This is a genomic window from Cohaesibacter gelatinilyticus, from assembly GCF_900215605.1.
Lineage (GTDB): Bacteria > Pseudomonadota > Alphaproteobacteria > Rhizobiales > Cohaesibacteraceae > Cohaesibacter > Cohaesibacter gelatinilyticus.
Map to the genome: position 1 here is coordinate 1 of NZ_OBEL01000014.1, position 1423 is coordinate 1423.

Sequence of the window (1423 nt, forward strand, 5' to 3'; positions counted from 1 at the left end):
ACTAAACCACTTCTATGGTTGCCGTCCGTGATGCAAGCGTTTTCTGATTATAAGCCAAGTAAATCGAGTGCGGTCTTCTATGAGGCCTTTTTCATGCGGTGCTTCACAGACCGCTGGCCAGTATGGTGATCTGCGGATCGGGTCCAAATCTACCGGACGAACAATAACGTTCAAGTGGTTTAACTGGTTTCCCCGCCCCAGATCTGTTCGATCATTTTGCCCATTCAATCATTGACTTCCTGCATCTTTCTCCTGCCAAGTTCAGATGACGTAGTTCAGCATGATTGATATGCTGCAGCCACCTGAACCGGTTCCCGATAATCCTGTTTCTTTGTCAGCATGGCCCAAATTGCCCGTGCCATTTTATTGGCAAGTGCGACTGCCACCAGCATTCTTGGCTTTCTTTCCATCATGCGAGCAAGCCATGATCCCGGCTGCACATTTTGACGTCCCAACCAATTCAATCTCGTCATCGCACCAATAATCAAAAGTCGGCGAATGTCAGCCTGACCTGCTTTCGACACCTTCCCAAGCCGAGCTTTGCCGCCAGACGAATGCTGTCTGGGAACAATTCCAAGCCAGGCTGCAAAGTCACGCCCAGATTTGAAGTTCTCCATTGAGGGTACGAAGGCTTCAATTGCCAAGGCAGTCAGCGGGCCAACACCGGGCATTGTCTGCAAACGACGTGGTATGTCCGTTTTTTCTGCAAGGGCTTTAATCTTGTTTGTCTTGCCATCAATCCTGACGGTTTGTTCCTGAATTTGCTCGACCAGACACAAACATTCTTCCAACACAATTGGGGCAAGACCATTATCCAGGTCATCCAACACCGCCTTGATCCGTTTTAAATGCAGTATCCCATTGGGAAAGACATGTCCCTGCTCATAAAGAACTGCTCGAAGGGCATTCATCAATTCAGTCCGCTGACGCACAAGGCGTTCTCGGCATCTGAACAATACAGTGCGGGCCTGTTGCTCTTCTGACTTCGGTTCAACAAACCTCATCTCAGGGCGCTGTGCTGCCACAACGATCGCTTCTGCATCCGCTGCATCATTCTTCTGGCGCTTTACAAACGGACGCACATATTGTGGGGCAATCAACTTTACCTCGTGGCCAAGCTTCATCATCTCGCGTACCCAAAAATGCGCACTGCCACAGGCTTCCATGACAACAACCGCAGGGGCATGATCCTCCATGAACTGGTAAAATCGTACACGTGACAACTTCTTCTTGAACCTGACTTCACCAGTCTGTGTGGCACCATGGAGTTGAAACACGTTCTTTGCCAGATCAACTCCAATCATAATATCTTTCATTTTGCCGTCCTTTCGATTTTACAGGCGTCAACACCCGTATGCTGGCACATTACGATGCCGCGATGGGAGGACGGCAACCATCCCATCTACCGACTGATGTCGGTAGG

Annotated in this window: 1 protein-coding gene; it reads right to left on the reverse strand. The window is 49.6% G+C overall.

From position 1 onward, the window contains the following. Positions 1–275 precede the first annotated feature (275 nt). Positions 276–1316: an IS110 family RNA-guided transposase gene (locus CRO57_RS24270; RefSeq protein ID WP_097156125.1), complete on the reverse strand. Its 1041-nt coding sequence runs from the start codon at positions 1314–1316 to the stop codon at positions 276–278. Between the last annotated feature and the right edge of the window lie 107 nt (positions 1317–1423).

Excerpts from the sequence above, each read along its gene's own strand:
- CRO57_RS24270 (WP_097156125.1), bottom strand. The coding sequence starts at position 1,316 with ATGAAAGATATTATGATTGGAGTTGATCTGGCAAAGAACGTGTTTCAA.